This window comes from Ramlibacter sp. (assembly GCF_035627355.1).
In the GTDB taxonomy this organism is placed as follows: Bacteria; Pseudomonadota; Gammaproteobacteria; order Burkholderiales; family Burkholderiaceae_C; genus Ramlibacter.
In genome coordinates this window covers 58,521-73,018 of sequence record NZ_DASPLW010000069.1, presented here as the reverse complement: position 1 = coordinate 73,018, position 14,498 = coordinate 58,521, and the positions used below count along the sequence as shown (strand labels likewise).

The 14,498-nt window shown below is 69.4% G+C and carries 12 protein-coding genes; 7 read left to right on the top strand and 5 right to left on the bottom strand.

The annotated features are described in order from the left end of the window. The first annotated feature begins 107 nt into the window (after positions 1 to 107). Positions 108 to 1,526 carry a hypothetical protein gene (locus tag VEC03_RS17240; RefSeq protein ID WP_324917977.1) on the top strand — a complete coding sequence of 473 codons (1,419 nt, stop codon included), beginning with the start codon at positions 108 to 110 and terminating at the stop codon, positions 1,524 to 1,526. Positions 1,527 to 1,541: 15 nt separating this feature from the next. Here VEC03_RS17240 and VEC03_RS17235 read toward each other — a convergent pair whose 3' ends face one another. Next, positions 1,542 to 1,817: a YkvA family protein gene (locus tag VEC03_RS17235; protein ID WP_324917974.1), complete on the bottom strand. Its 276-nt coding sequence runs from the start codon at positions 1,815 to 1,817 to the stop codon at positions 1,542 to 1,544. Between the two features lie 155 nt (positions 1,818 to 1,972). On the opposite strand from VEC03_RS17235, the gene VEC03_RS17230 reads away from it, so the two are divergent. Continuing rightward, positions 1,973 to 3,295: a sialidase family protein gene (locus tag VEC03_RS17230; RefSeq protein ID WP_324917971.1), complete on the top strand. Its 1,323-nt coding sequence runs from the start codon at positions 1,973 to 1,975 to the stop codon at positions 3,293 to 3,295. A gap of 24 nt (positions 3,296 to 3,319) precedes the next feature. Here the strand turns inward: VEC03_RS17230 and VEC03_RS17225 are convergent, their stop codons facing one another. Then, positions 3,320 to 4,945: an indolepyruvate oxidoreductase subunit beta family protein gene (locus VEC03_RS17225; RefSeq protein WP_324917968.1), complete on the bottom strand. Its 1,626-nt coding sequence runs from the start codon at positions 4,943 to 4,945 to the stop codon at positions 3,320 to 3,322. Positions 4,946 to 4,950: 5 nt separating this feature from the next. Next, positions 4,951 to 7,170, bottom strand: a complete 2,220-nt coding sequence (locus VEC03_RS17220) for an indolepyruvate ferredoxin oxidoreductase subunit alpha (RefSeq protein ID WP_324917965.1) — start codon at positions 7,168 to 7,170, stop codon at positions 4,951 to 4,953. 87 nt (positions 7,171 to 7,257) lie between these two features. Between VEC03_RS17220 and VEC03_RS17215 the strand changes: the two genes are divergently transcribed. The 5 genes from VEC03_RS17215 (at position 7,258) to VEC03_RS17195 (ending at position 12,433) form a co-directional block, all read left to right on the top strand. After that, complete coding sequence (locus VEC03_RS17215; protein WP_324917962.1) at positions 7,258 to 8,169, top strand: LysR family transcriptional regulator; 912 nt, start codon at positions 7,258 to 7,260, stop codon at positions 8,167 to 8,169. Between the two features lie 151 nt (positions 8,170 to 8,320). Continuing rightward, positions 8,321 to 9,691: a hypothetical protein gene (locus VEC03_RS17210; protein ID WP_324917959.1), complete on the top strand. Its 1,371-nt coding sequence runs from the start codon at positions 8,321 to 8,323 to the stop codon at positions 9,689 to 9,691. Between the two features lie 56 nt (positions 9,692 to 9,747). Continuing rightward, positions 9,748 to 10,893: an alpha/beta hydrolase gene (locus VEC03_RS17205; protein WP_324917957.1), complete on the top strand. Its 1,146-nt coding sequence runs from the start codon at positions 9,748 to 9,750 to the stop codon at positions 10,891 to 10,893. 139 nt (positions 10,894 to 11,032) lie between these two features. Next, positions 11,033 to 12,022 carry an MBL fold metallo-hydrolase gene (locus tag VEC03_RS17200; protein ID WP_324917954.1) on the top strand — a complete coding sequence of 330 codons (990 nt, stop codon included), beginning with the start codon at positions 11,033 to 11,035 and terminating at the stop codon, positions 12,020 to 12,022. Between the two features lie 108 nt (positions 12,023 to 12,130). Next, positions 12,131 to 12,433: a hypothetical protein gene (locus tag VEC03_RS17195; RefSeq protein WP_324917951.1), complete on the top strand. Its 303-nt coding sequence runs from the start codon at positions 12,131 to 12,133 to the stop codon at positions 12,431 to 12,433. Between the two features lie 45 nt (positions 12,434 to 12,478). On the opposite strand, the gene VEC03_RS17190 is transcribed toward VEC03_RS17195, so the two are convergent. Beyond that, positions 12,479 to 13,621 (bottom strand): MFS transporter, encoded by a 1,143-nt coding sequence (locus tag VEC03_RS17190; RefSeq protein ID WP_324917946.1) that lies wholly within the window; start codon positions 13,619 to 13,621, stop codon positions 12,479 to 12,481. After that, entirely contained in the window at positions 13,618 to 14,454 is an 837-nt protein-coding gene (locus tag VEC03_RS17185) for a DUF6279 family lipoprotein (RefSeq protein WP_324917943.1), read from the bottom strand. The genes VEC03_RS17190 and VEC03_RS17185 overlap by 4 nt, the downstream gene beginning before the upstream one ends. Positions 14,455 to 14,498: the final 44 nt, after the last annotated feature.

Genomic DNA, 14,498 nt, shown 5'->3' with positions numbered 1-14,498 from the left:
GGCAGCCAGGCCGCCCAGCTCAGTGTCCAAGTGACACGCCGCTTACAGCGCGCCATGCGCCGCGTTGACCGGAAAGGCCTACCTTGGCGGCGCTTCGGGAGAGCGCCATGTCGCAGCTCGCTGGTCGGCTGGCCGCCGTGAATGGGCGGCCGTGGTTGTTGCGCACGATCCTGGTGGCCGCACTCGCTGCCTGCGGCGGTGGCGGGGGCGGAGGCGGCGATGGCAGCCTCGTCGCCGGCGATGTGGGCGGCGCCAGCGCCAGCGGCGGCGGTGGACAGGGCAGCGGCACGACGGCCGGCACTGCGGGAATGCCCTCGGGCGGCAGCGGCAGTGGCGGCACCGGGCAGGGAAGCGGCACGCCGCCGGTCACGCCGGGTGCACCTTCCAATGGCGGCGAGGTCGCCGTCATCTACCGCGTCTTCCAGCTCACGCCCTATGACGACGGCAGCTGCCACAGCTGCGTCAACGCGGCCGGCCAGATGGCCGTGACGGCTTCGCACGCGGGCCGTTTCGCCAGCTTCTTCGACGGCCCCACCAACACCAGCCGCCTGCTCGATCCGTCGCCGTCCTTCATGTGGTCGTCCGCTGCGGCCATGAACGAAGCGGGGCAGGTGGCGGGCGGCATCCAGATGGCGGACGGCCTCGTGCACGCCGCCCGCTGGACCCCGGACGCCGGCAGCGGACCGATCCCGCCGCTGGACCTGGGCGCGCCGGAGGGCGGGTCCTCGATCGGCGCGGCGATCAATGAGGCCGGCCAGGTCGCCGGCACGCAGTCGCCGTCACCCGGCTTCGGCTCCAGCAGTCCGCAGCGCGCCTTCCTCTGGACCGAAGGCTCGGGCCGCATGGACCTGGGCGAGCCACCGGCGCCCTTCACCCACACGACCGCGTTGCATCTCAATGAAGCCGCCCAGGTGGCTGGTTCGATGCGTACCGACGATGCGGAGCCGGGCACGCATGCCTTCGTGTGGAGCGCAACTGCGGGTATCCGCGACCTCGGCACCTTCGGCGGCCCGAATGCGACCGTGCGGGCCTTGAACGATGCCGGCCAGGCCGCCGGCAACGCCGAGCTCGCACCCTTGCAGTCGGAGACTGCGCACCACGCCTTCCTGTGGAGTGCGGTCGGCGGCCTGCGCGACCTGGGCACGCTGGGCGGACCGCAGTCGGATGCGCTGGCGATGAACAGGAGCGGCCAGGTCGTGGGTCAGGCCGACAGCGCGGAAGGCGCCGACCCGCGGCCGCACGCCTTCCTCTGGTCCGACGGCACGATGCAGGACCTCGGCACGCTGGGCGGGCCCGCGTCGGTCGCGGCCGCCATCAACGACTCGGGGCAGGTGGTCGGGCGCTCGGCGCTGGCCGGCAGCGACCGCACCCACGCGTTCATCTGGACGGCCGCGCAGGGGCTGGTGGACCTGAACACCCGCGTCTCGGGCGTGGAGCTGATCGACGCGTTCGCTATTTCGCGCAGCGGGGCCATCCTGGCGATGAGTTCAGGGCGCTTCCTGGTGCTGCTGCTGCCCTCCTCGTGAGGCCGGCTGCGGGATTCAGTGCGCGCGCCGCTGCTCGCTGGCTCGTGCCAGCTCGGGCGGCAGCCGCTTGAGCATCCAGCGGATCGCCAGCGGCACCAGTACCAGGTCGTCGACCACGCCCACGAACGGGATCGCGTCGGGCAGCAGGTCGATCGGCGAGAGCAGGTAGATCGCGACCAGGGCCGTGCCGAGCTTGAGCCAGCCCGGGGCGGCCGGGTGCCGCAGCGCGAACCAGAGCTGGCGCGCATCACCGCGCACCAGGGTCCACAGCAAGGTCAGGCGTTTGAACATGGCCACTCCAGGTTGCACGCGCCGGCCGGCGCGTCGCAGCACAGGTGGCGGCGGATGGACCCGCTGCAAGGGGATGGAACCGGGCGTTACACCTGCCCCTGCGCGCGCTGGGTCCGCTGGGCCGAACCGCGCAGGAGGGCTCGGCTCCAAAGGCCATGCACCGGCGGGCGCTGCTTCTCCTGCTGCCGTCGCTTGGGATCGCGCGGGCATCACCGTCGCGCCAGGATGAAGCTCGGCTGGAATGGAGCGAACCGGTCGAGCTGGCGCGCGGCCAGGGCGTACGCGGTCCGTGGCAGCAGAACGACTCGCGCTACGACTTCGTGGACGATCCGGCCGTGGCCCTGGCGGCCGACGGCACGGCGGTGGTCGCGTGGGTGGACCAGGCACGCAAGGCCGTGCTGGTGCAGCGGCGCCGCGCGGACGGCCGGGCGGAGAGCGATCCGGTCCTGGTCGCCGGCCAGCCCGAGGCTTTTTCCTGGCTGCCGCGGCTGGCGCTGGCGCCGGACGCGCCCGGATCGGCCTGCGTGCTGTGGCAGGAAATCGTCTTCTCCGGCGGCTCGCACGGCGGCGAGATGTTGCTGGCGCGCTCGGAGGACGGCGGCCGCAGCTTCGCGGCGCCGATCGATCTCTCGTCCTCCCGCGGCGGCGACGGCAAGGGGCGCGTCACGCCCGACATCTGGCACAACGGCAGCTACGACCTGCTGGCGGCCACGCAAGGCCGCGTGTGGGCGGCATGGACCGAGTACGACGGCCCCTTGTGGCTGGCGCGCTCGCAGGACGGGGGTCGAAGCTTCGACCGGCCGCAGCGGGTGGCCGGTGGTCGCGGCGAGCCGCCGGCCCGGGCGCCGTCGCTGGCGCTCGCGGACGACGGCGCGCTGCTGCTCGCCTGGACCCAGGGAGACGATCCCGCCGCCGACGTCCATGTCGCGCGTGCCCCCGATGGCGCTCGCTTCGGTGCGCCTGTCCGGGTGAAACGCAGCGAGGGCTACTCCGATGCACCCCGGCTGGCAGTCGACGGTGCGGGCGTGGTGCACCTGGCCTGGGGCGAAAGCGAAGGCGCGCCCTTCCGGCGCCAGCGCATCCTGCATGCGCGTTCGCGCGACGGCGGCCTCAGCTTCGAGGCGCCACGCGCGATCACGCCGACCTTGCTGCGGCCCTTCGTGAGCGCGGGCTACCCATCCCTCGGCGTGGATGCGCGCGGCAGGGTGTACGTTCTGGCCGAGCTGCAGGACGACGTGCGGCAACGTCCGCGCGGCCTCGGGCTCGCGGTGTCGCTGGACGGCGGCGAGCACTTCCTGCCCACGGCCTTGGTGCCGCACAGCCGGGACCCGCAAGGCGGCTTCAACGGCAGCTCGCAGGGGCTGCTGATCCCCAAGCTCGCCGTCCACGCCGACGGCGAGCTGGCGATCGTCAACAGCGCCCTGCGCGAGGGCTCGCACAGCCGCGTGTGGCTGCTGCGTGGCCGGATGCGTGCGTGAATTGCCGCCGGGTCGCCGTGCTGGTCAGGCGGCCTTGCGCGGGGCGGGATTGCGGCGCACGAAGCGGATCGGCTGCGGCTGGATCTCGCGCGGCGGCGCACCGTGCCGCGCCAGCGTGGCGTCCAGCGCCTTGCCGGCATCGTCGTCCAATGCGGCATTGCGTGCCTCGGCGACCGCGCCGGCCGCGGCTTGCGCGTCCGGCAGGCCGGCCAGGTGGTCCAGCACGTGCAGCAGCGAGGCCTTGCCGCGCTCGTTGGTCGCGCCGTAGCCCTTGATCAGGCGGCCGCACAGCGCGAGCTCGTGGCCCAGCGCCCAGTCGCGCCGCGTGCCCTGCAGCACGCCGCCCAGCCAGCGGTCGATCATCTGCTGCTCGAAGGCGAAGCGGCTGCCGCGGGTGCGCAGGCCCTTGAGGCCGGCCAGCGTGCGCAGCGCCAGCATGCCGAGCACGGTGTGCGTGCCGACCTTCAGCGGCAGCGCCCAGGGCTCGAGGCCAGCGGCGATGCGGCGGCGGTCCCACGCGACCAGCCGCTTCGCCAGCGCCGGCGGCAGCAGGGCGGCGAACTCCGGCACGCCGGGCTTGAAGTGGTCGTAGACCTTGAGCAGGTCGCCGTCGGCGGCCTTCACCTCGCCCTGCACGCGCCGGCGGCGGCTGCCACGGCTCTTCAGGTCGGCCACCCGCACAATGTCGTCGAAGGCCATCCACAGGGCCAGCCAGCGCGCCATCTCGCGCGTGATGGCGAAAGCGTGCGCGCCATCAGGATCGACTTCGCGCTCGGCCGTGAGCACCTGGCGCAGGCGCTCGGCGTAGCGGTCGGCGTAGGCGCGGTCCTGGTAGTCGAGCAGGCGGGCGTAGCCCAGCCTGGCCATCTCCATCACGGGTTCCGGGAAGCCCTGGATCCCCGCCTCTGTGGGGATGACGGACAGTGCCGGGTCGTCCGCACCAAGGTGGGAGTCCGGTGCGTCCGCTCCCATCACCTGCGCGAGGTACCCGGCCTGCTGCTGGTGCCGGCTCACGATGTCGAACGCCTTCGCGAATCCGCGCAGGCTGGCCTTGGCCATCCCGCCCGCCTGTTCCGGCGCCACGCCGCCGCAGACGGCCTCCTCGTAGAAGCGCCGCTCGAACGGGAACAGGCCGCTCCCCGCGATCGCTCCCAGCAGCACGGCGCTGACCACGGTGCCGCATTCCTTGGCCACCGCGTTCATGTCGAACACCTGGTGCTCGCGGCTGAAGGCCTGCACCAGCTTCAGCAGCTCGCCTGCATCGGCGCGGCCGTCGCCCAGCTGCATCCGCTCCTGCACCGTCAGCAGCCGCGCGGTCGAGGTCAGGACCCGCGTGCGTTCCGGCGAGGCCATGCCGGCGCCGATCTGCCGCGCGGTCTCCAGCAGTTCCGAGGAGACCAGCGCGTCCAGGGCGCCCGGCACCGGGCTGAGGCTGAACACCGGCTCGCGCCCGCCCAGCTGCGAGAGCGGCAGCGGGAACACCTCGACGTAGTAGGTCGTGGCCCCGGTGCGCTGCGCGACGCCGGGAATCGAGGTGGCCTGCGCGGGGTAGCCGGCGCGTCGGGCCGTGTCGACCAGCCATTCGGTCAGCACGCCGCCGCCTTCGCCGCCCAGGGCGCAGACCAGCAGGGTGATGGGGGAAGCGTTCATCGTCGTCATGCCGGTTGCAGGGCGCGCACCACGGCGCTGCGAAGGGAATGGAGCAGCCGCTCGTGCCACTTCGGGTTCTGCACCACCTCGGCGCGGTAGAAGCTGGGGCACAGCGTGGCCGCATGGGCGTTGGCGCCGCACAGGCCGCAGCCCACGCAGCCGTCGATCACGGTGGCGACCGGGTCGACCTTGAGCGGATCGGGGTTGTCCTTGAGCGTCAACGTGGGACAGCCCGACAGCCGGATGCAGGCGTGGTCGCCGTTGCACACGTCCTCGTCCACGCCGTACTTCACGCGCACCACGCGCTTTCCCTTCTTCAGCAGGCCGGCGATCCAGGGCTTGATGCGGCGCTGGCGCTCCAGCTGGCACTCGCCCTCGGCCACGATCACCTTCAGGCCGTCGAAGTCGGTGCCGAAGGCCTCGAGGATGGTGCGCCGCATCGCCTCGACCTCGTAGGTGTGCACGGTGCGCATCCACTTCACGCCCAGCCCCTGCAGCGTCGACTCGATCGTGCGGTTGGTGTGCGCCAGGCTCTGCGCCTTGTCGCTGCTGGCGAACTTTGCGTCCTCCTGCGGCGTGGAGATGATCTCCTGCGTGCCGGTGGCCGAGGTGTAGCCGTTCTTGAAGATCAGCAGCACCGCGTCGTCGCCGTTGAACAGCGCGCTCTGCACGCCGGTGAGCAGGCCGTTGTGCCAGAAGCCGCCGTCGCCCATGATGGCCAGCGTGCGCTTCTGCATCATGGGCGACACGCCGGCGCGGCTGGCCAGGCTCATGCCGTAGCCCAGGATGGAGTGGCCGGTGGAGAAGGGCTCGAAGGTGCCGAAGGCGTGGCAGCCGATGTCGGCCGCCACGTGCACCGGGCCCATCTGCTGCTGCGCCAGCTTGAGCGCGGAGAACACCGGCCGCTCGGGACAGCCGATGCAGAAGCTCGGCGGCCGCGCCGGCAGCGGCTTGGCCAGCATTGCGGCCGCTTCCTGCCGGCGCTTGCCATTCGAGGCGAGCCATTCGCTCGCCGCCTTCAGGCTCCCTCCCCCTCTGGGGGAGGGCTGGGGTGGGGGCATGCCGGGGGCGCCGCGCGTGCCCCCACCCTGACCCTCCCCCAGAGGGGGAGGGAGGAAATCCAGCAGTCCCTTGACCAGCACCTCGACCCCCAGCTCGCCGCCCATGGGCAGCAGGTCCTTGCCGTGCAGCCGCGTCTGGATGTCGCGCCGGCGCAGGTGGGTGGCGATCTCCTGCTCGATGTACTCGGGCTGGCCTTCCTCCACCACCAGCACCGCCTGCTTGCCGGCGCAGAACTCCGCGACCTGCTCCGGCACCAGCGGATACGTGACGTTGAGCACCAGCAGCGGGATCTCGCTGTCGCCGAAGGCATCGGCCAGCCCCAGCTGCTGCAGCGAACGGACCAGCGCGTTGTACAGGCCGCCCTGCACGACGATGCCGATGTCCTGGCGCTTGCCGGGCATGAGCTCGTTCAGCCCGTTCTCCACGATGTAGCGCCGCGCCGCCGGGATGCGTTCTTCCGACTTGAGCTTCTCGTGGCGGAAGGTCACCGGCGGGTGGGCCAGCCGCATGTAGTCGAACGCGGCCGGGTTCGCCATCAGCTGGCGCGTGGACACCGGTGGCGGCCGGTTGTCGCCCGCCACGAAGCTGCCGCGCACGTGGCAGGCGCGGATGCGCAACTCCAGGATGGCCGGCATGTTGGACGCCTCCGACAGCCGGAAGCCGTGCTCGACCATCTTCACCATCTGCGGCAGCTGCGGGCGCGGATCCAGCAGGCACATCGTCGACTTGAGCGCATAGGCGTGGGTGCGCTCCTGGATCACCGAGGCGCCCTCGCCGTAGTCCTCGCCCACCACGATCAGCGCGCCGCCGGTCACGCCGGGCGACGACAGGTTGGACAGCGCGTCCGACGCGACGTTGGTGCCGACTATGGACTTCCAGGTCACCGCGCCGCGCAACGGGTAGTGGATGGATGCCCCCAGCATGGCGGCGGCCGAGGCCTCGTTGGAGCAGGCCTCCACGTGCACGCCCAGTTCGTCGAGGTAGGGCCGGGCCTGCACCATCACGTCGAGCAGGTGCGACACCGGCGCGCCCTGGTAGCCGCCGATGTAGGCCACGCCGGACTGCAGCAGCGCCTTGGTGATGGCGAGGATGCCCTCGCCGTGGAACACCTCGCCGCGGCCCAGGCGCAGCAGTTCGATTTCCTTGCTGAACGAGACTTCCAAGGGTTCGTGCCTCCGCGGTGAAGCGCCAGTGTCGGCGGTGCAGTGACATCGATCAATACAATGAGCCGACTAAGCGACATAAGCAGGATGCATCTCAAGGACGTCGACCTGAACCTGCTGCGCCTGTTCGACGCCGTCTACCGCGCCCGCAGCGTCAGCCGCGCGGCCGAGCGCCTGGGCCTGACCCAGCCGGCCGCCAGCCAGGGCCTGACCCGCCTGCGCACGCTGATCCGCGATCCGCTCTTCATGCGCGCGCCCGGCGGCGTGCAGCCCACGCCCAAGTCCGACCGGCTGGCGCCGCAGGTGGCGGCCGCGCTCACCCTGCTGGAAGGCGCCCTGGGCGAGTCGGTGGAGTTCGACCCCGCCACCTCGCAGCGCACCTTCCGCCTGCACCTGAGCGACATCGGCGAGGGCCGCTTCCTGCCCCACCTGATGGTGGCGCTGCGCGAGCGCGCTCCCGGCGTGCGGCTGGCCAGCCAGCCGCTGCCATCCGACGAGATCGCCGACGCGCTGGACAGCGGCCGCATCGACTTCGCCATCGGCTTCCTGCCCATGGTGCGCGAAGCCCCGCGGCTGGAGCTGTTCCGCGACCGCTACATCGTGCTGCTGCGCGAAGGCCACCCCTTCACCCGCAAGCGCCGCACCGGCGCCGCGTTGCTGCAGGCGCTGCGCGAGCTGGAGTTCGTCAACGTGCGCACCCACGCCGACACGCTGCGGATCCTGCAGCGGCTGCGGGTGGAGGACCGGCTGCGGCTGACGGCCGAGCACTTCATGGCTCTTCCTTCCATCGTCCGGGCCACCGACCTGGCGGTGGTGATGCCGCGCGACATCGCGCGCGGCTTTGCCGAGGCCGGCGGCTTCGCGATCGTGGAGCCACCGGTGGCCGGGCGCGACTTCGCGGTGTCGCTGCACTGGAGCCGAAGGTTCGAGGGGGATGCGGGGATCCGGTGGCTGCTCAATCTGATTCACCAACTATTCAACCGGCGGGAGACAACTTAGCTTGGGAATTCGGAGTGGCAGACCGGCCGGGCTTTCGCCTTTACCCCAACTTTCTAGAATGTGCCTCGGTTCAGTCTCGGGGGTGATAGTGAGTAACGCGCCTGCTACGTCGGCCGTTGTGCCGCAACCTGTGATTCAAGCTCAAAGTGAAATGAACTCGGCACTGGAGAATCTCTTTGCTGCCGTTGGGACCATCCGTGACACGGCTTCGACGGTTATTCCGAATACTGCGAAATGGGTGAGTGATGAGGCTGCAAAAAAATGGAAGAAGATCGAAAAATTCCAAGGCCACCTCGATAAAGATGGCAACGGATATTTAATTCAGTCTGCGCACGAAGCGGCGGAGCTGCTCGATGCCACTCGACAGCTTAAGGAGTTTCCGGGAACACAGATGATCCACACACTGGAGAAGTCGCTTTTTACGCAGTTATTTAGCGAGTTTGACTCATTTACCGGAACGCTGCTTGCGGCGATTTATACTTCCAAAAGTGATCTGCTAAAAAGCATTAGTCGAGAAGTTAGCTTCGCGGATCTTCTTCAGTTTGAAAATCTTGATGCGGTTAAGCTTAATATGCTGGAGAAGGAAATTGAAACCTTCCGGCGCGATAGCTATGTGGAACAGTTTGCCTCATTAGAGAAGAAATTTGGCTTAAAGTTGCGTGAATTTCGCGAATGGGGCGAGTTTGTTGAGCTTTCGCAGCGTAGAAACCTATTAACGCACTGTGGCGGGAAAGTCAGTGAGCAGTATCTGCTTATATGCGAACGAGAGGGTTGCCGCTTCGAGAAGCGTCCTGTACTTGGCGAAGTTCTTCGGGTCGACGCGAAATACTTCTATAGAGCGACTCGGCTGATCATGAAGGTTGGGTTCATGTTGACTCACACGCTCTGGAGAAAACTATTCCCTAATGAAGTTGAGCTCCAGTCGCGCGCGATGAGTGATGCGATTTACTCTGTACTGCAGCAAAAGCGCTGGAGGTTGGCTGCTGAACTCGCAGAGTTTAGTTTGACTGATGCGATGCGCAAGAATGTCCAAGAGATTCATCTCCGTGTGCGTGTTGTGAATGCCGCCATTGCTCTTAAGTTCTCCGATCGAAACGAGGAAGCACTTAGGCTGTTGGACTCGATGGATTGGTCTGCGTCGTATCGAGATTTCAAGCTCGCGATTGCAGTCATGAACGACGATTTTGATGGTGCGGCTGACATCATGCGGCAGATCGGAAAAAATGGTGAACTTGTAAATGAACTGAACTACCACGAATGGCCGCTCTTTCATAAATTTAGAGAGAGCGAGCAATTTCAGGGTGCATACAAGGATATCTACGACATAAGTTTTTCTTCCAAGGTGGTTGAGGACTCGCAGGCCGCTAAGCCCGTCATTGAAGATGTCAAAATCCGCCGAAAACCAAGAGCTAAGGTAGTAGCTGGTCCGACCGAAATCACAGACGAGAGAAGTGCCAAGGTGAAGATCGGGAAGCCGGCGCCAAGGCGTCCCATCGCTCGCCCTCACGAGAAACCGGGCTGAAGCGGGAGTAGCGCAGCGGACTTCATGCCGAATAGTCGCTGGCAAACTGCCCCCCCATGACCACTCCCACCCCGCAGCTCGCCGTCATCGACGTCAAGCCCGGCGCCGCGCTGGAAAGCCAGTCCGGCCTGCAGCTGCTGCGCCCGCGCATCTACGGTGCCTTCGCGCAGCCCGCCGGTGCGAAGCGGGTGGCGGCCATCGTGATGCACCCCACCAGCAACTTCATGGGCCACTACCTGATCGGCCCGCTGGCGCAGCGCGGCGTGGCCTGCCTGGGGCTGAACTCGCGCTACTCGGGCAACGACACGCTGCTGCTGATGGAGCGGGTGATCCAGGACCTGGGCGCCGGCGTGCAGTGGCTGCGCGCGCAGGGGTACGACAAGGTGGTGCTGGTGGGCAATTCCGGCGGCGCCTCGCTGGCGGCCTTCTACCAGGCGCAGGCGGAGCAGCTGACCATAGAGCACATGCTCGATGGCGACCCGGCCGGGCTGTCGCCGGCGGACCTGCCGCCGGTGCAGGGCATCGCGCTGTGCGCCGCGCACGAGGGCCGCTCGGCGCTGATGCGCAAGTGGATCGATCCCTCGGTGTTCGACGAGGCCGATCCGCTGTCGGCCAATCCGGACCTGGACATGTACGACCCCGCCAACGGCCCGCCGTACACGCCGGAGTTCATGGCGAGCTTCCACGCGGCGCAGCAGGCGCGCCTGGACCGCATCGACCGCTGGGTGCGCCAGCGCCTCGCCCTGCTGCGCAGTCTCGATGCACCCGGCAGCCCTCGCGACCAGGTGTTCGTCATCCACCGCCCCCACGCCGACCCGCGCTGCCTGGACCTGTCGCTGGATGCGAACGACCGCGAGGTGGGCAGCGTCTGGGGCAACGGGGTGGCCGGCGCCCGCGCGGTGAACTACGCAGCCAGCCAGATGGGCCGCATCACCTCGCTCACCGGATTCCTGTCCCAGTGGTCGCCGGCCAGCCGCGCCGACGGGCCGTCCAACCTGGCGAGGACCAGCGTGCCGGTGCTGCTGCACACCTACACCGCCGACCAGTCGACCTTCCCGAGCACGCGAGACGCCTGGCTGGCCGCCGCGCCGGGACGCATCCGCAACATCGACGTGAAGGGCGGCAACCACTACCTGGCGGGGCAGCCCCGGCTGGTCGAGCAGGTCGCGGACGAGATGGCCGACTGGATGCTGGCGCTCTGAGGCCTCTCGCGGAGGCCTTCGGCCGTAACGGGGCACCCCGAGGGAAGCAGCGCTCCGGGTCTTTCCTCGTTCAACATTCCGTAATGCATTACGGTAAGTAGAATCGTTTGCTTTGCCACCGGATTGCAGGAGACCCACCGTGTCCAAAGCCTTCGCGAGCCAGGCCGACCTGGCCGACAAGAAGATCACCTTCGAGCAGCTCTCCCCGCACTGCTGGGCCTACACGGCCGAAGGCGACCCGAACTCGGGCGTGATCATCGGCGACAAGTTCATCATGGTCAGCGACGCCACCGCCACCCCGGCCATGGCGCGCGACCTGATCGCCCGCATCCGCACCGTCAGCGACAAGCCGATCAAGTACGTGCTGCTGACCCACTACCACGCGGTCCGCGTGCTGGGCGCCAGCGCGTATGCGGCCGAGGGCGCCACCGAGATCATCGCCAGCCAGGGCACCTACGAGCTGATCGTCGAGCGCGGCAAGGAAGACATGCAGTCGGAGATGGAGCGCTTCCCGCGCCTGTTCCGCAACGCCGAGACGGTGCCGGGCCTGACCTGGCCGACCCTGGTGATCGGCGGCGGCGACCCGACCAAGGGCGAGGTGCCCGGCAAGCTGACGCTGGACCTGGGCGGCGTGAAGGTGCAGGTCTGGCACCCGGGCCCCGGCCACACCCGCGGCGACACCATCGCCTGGGTGGAAGAGGAGAAGGTGCTGTTCTCCGGCGACCTGGTCGAGTACGAAGCCGGCGTCTACACCGGCGACGCCCACCTGGAGGAGTGGCCGGCCACGCTGGAGGCCCTGCGTGCGCTCAAGGCCGAGGCGCTGGTGCCCGGCCGCGGCGAGGCCATGAAGGGCAACGCGCTGGTGAACAAGGCGCTGGACTACACCAAGCGCTGGGTCGAGACGCTGTTCGCGGCCGCCAAGGAAGCGGCCGCCGCCAACATGGACCTGAAGGCGGCCATGGCGCACACGCGCAAGAGCATGGACCCGGTGTTCGGCCACGTCTTCATCTACGAGCACTGCCTGCCGTTCGACGTCAGCCGCGCCTATGACGAGGCTCGCGGCATCAAGAACCCGCGCATCTGGACGGCCGAGCGTGACAAGGAGATGTGGGCCCAGCTGCAGCAGTGAGCGCGGAGTCGCGCGAACTGTCGGAAACCCGCTGACGGATCGCGCGAACTGCGCCGACGGCGGCACGCTGTCGCGTTTCCTAAGCTGGGGCTTTCGAAGGAGTGCCCCATGAACCAGGACAGGAAATCGCGGCAGCAGTCGCAGCAGCAACAGCAGCCCCAGCAGCGGGCCCAGTCGCAGGACCCGAAGAAGGGCGGCCAGCAGCCATCGCCCGAAGGCAAGCCCCAGCAGCAGATGGGCGAGGGCAGCTACGAAGGCACGCGCGACTACAACCAGCGCACCGAGGAGTACCTGAAGTCGCACGACGTGAAGTCCGACGCCGAGGCGGCCCGCCCCCGCTCGGAGCAGGAAGCGCGCGAGATGAAGGAGGCGGAACGGGAAGGCCGTTCGCACTCCAAGGGCGAGCACTGAGTCTCCCGCCCGGGCGATGCCGCAGGTCCATTCGCGGCCGCGGCGTCAATCCCGCACGCTGCGGGCCGCCACCAAGGTCGCCACGGCCAGCAGGCCGAGCACCGTCGCCATCCCGGCCACGCCGGCGTACTGCAGCGCGGCGCCGGTGGCAACCGGGCCGGCCGTGCCGCCGGCGGTGTAGCCGGTGATCATGGCGGCGGCGCCCCCGGCCGTCGCGCGGCCCGCGAACACGTGGGCCACTTCCACCATGGTGAGCGTGTACAGCGCGCCGCCCACCGCGCCCCACACCACGCCCACGCACCAGAGCAGCCACGGCGCCTGCGCGATGAAGCCGGCCGCGATGCTGGAAGCCAGCAGCAGCAGGGCGGCGACCGTGAACACGTTGCGCAACGCGAAACGATCGGCCGCCAGGCCGGCCGGGTACTGGCAGGCGAAGCTGCCGACGCCGATCGCGCCCGCCACCGTGGCGGCCGCGCTCAATTGCAATCCCATGGCCGATGCATGGGCCGCGCTGACCGATCCCAATCCCGCTTCGAACACGCCGCCGCTGAACGCGATCAGCACCAGCAGCGGCACGGTGCGCATCGCCTCCCAGGTGCCGGCCTGCCCCGGTGGCGGCTCGCGGGTGGAACGCGCCGGGATGGCGGCCGCCATCCCGCAGCACAGGGCCACCAGGGCGGCGCCGGCCCACAGCACCGGCCGCGCGCCCCAGCCAAGCAGGCCGGGCAGGAAGGGGCCGATGGCCAGGGAAGCGCCGAGCGAGGTCTGGTACAGCCCCATGACCCGGCCGCGCTGCGCCGGCGGTGCCTCGCGCGCGAGCAGCGCCTCGGTGGCGTTCCACAGCGCCGCGGCGCCGATGCCGGTGATCACCGAGCCCAGCGACCAGGGCAGCCAGTGGTCGGTCAGCGCATACAGGGCGGCGCCGGCGAGGTCGAGCAGGCAGCCCGCGCGGTAGGTGCGGACCACGCCCCAGCGCGCGATCACCCGCGGCACCAGCGGGATCAGCACGCCGATCATCAGGAACGGCAACATCGCGAACAGGCCCACCGCGGAGGGGCTGGCGCCGGCCTGCTGCAGGCTCACGGCCAGCACCGGCGCGCTCATCGCGAAGGCCAGCATGATCAGCGTGGTGGCCGCGGCGAAGCGCCACACCACGACCATGCGATTGCCGCCGGCGACCGAACTCATCGATCCGCCGACAGGTCCGCCAGGTCGCGCTGCCAGCCGCGCAGGCGCCGCACGGCGTGCGCGCGCTGCTCGGCCGTGGTGGCGTTGTGCAGGGCGGCGACCAGGCGGCAGGCCTCCGGCACCTGCTCCTGCTGCCAGGCGCGCCAGGCGGGGTCGGGCGACCGGTCGAGGCGCTCCAGCAACCCGCGCACCGCGGCCCGGGCCTGTTCCGCCGTCGCCGGCTGCGAGGTGATCCCGCGCAGCACCGCCAGCGTGTCCTGCTGCCGCCGCAGCCGCTCGGTGTGCCACAACACCGGGCTGAAGGCCGACTGCTCCAGTTCCCGGCGCAGTGCGGCGAGCTGCGGTTCGCCCAGGTGGCCGTAGACCCGCTCGGCGCGCTCGCGCATCTGCTGCAGGCGCTTGTCCAGCTGCTCGGCGGGCGTCAACTGCAGCCAGTCGCGCTCGAATGCACGGGCGTTGCGTGCATGGCGCCGATCCAGTTGCTGCAGCTGGGCTGGTGTCAGCGTCATCGCGTGCGCGGCGATCATCGGCTCGGCCTGCCGACGCAGTGCGAGGTAGCGCTCGCGAAGCTCGGGCTCGAATCCGCAGACCCGTTCGGGCGTGGTGTCGGCCACCGCCTCCTGCTCGACGCGCTGCAGCAGGGCGGCGATGCGGGGCAGCTCGGCGCTGCGGTGCCAGGCCAGCAGCCGGTGCAGGTCCTCGCGGACATCGCGCGCCTGCTCGCCCTCGAAGTCCACGTAGCGCTGCAGCCACCACCAGGCGACTTGTGGCAGCGAGTTGTATCCGAGCTTGAGCGCGCTGCAGCCGCCGAGCGCGAGCGAAAGACTCAGCAAGCCGATAATTCGGGCCAGGCGGGGCGCCCTGCGCGTCGCAAGCA